1 pseudogene is annotated in these 265 nt (G+C 65.3%); it reads right to left on the bottom strand.

The features are described from left to right. Positions 1–265 (bottom strand): annotated as a pseudogene (locus tag AC3II9_RS21875) (hypothetical protein); the annotation flags it as partial.

The raw sequence follows: 265 nt of genomic DNA, 5'->3' as shown, positions 1-265 counted from the left end.
CCGGAACGGGCTGATGGGACAGGGTGACGGAACTGCGATCGATCGCCTCGATGCTGCCGACCGTCTCGTAGATCGACGCGGTGGGTTTCACGGCCGGCTTTGTTGCGGGTGACGCTTCGACACCAATCGGACGCGCATCGAGGCCAGCGAGGCTCGCTTCGGAGTCGATCAGGAACTGGCCCGACGCGACAACCTTCTCACCCTCGGTCAGGCCGGCGACTATCTCGGTTTTGCCGCCGCCTTCTGCGCCAGTGCGAACCTCGGC

The organism is Lysinibacillus sp. RU7 (genome assembly GCF_057837305.1).
Note: the sequence above shows the minus strand (reverse complement) of the source record. Positions and strands in the feature narration are given on the sequence as shown.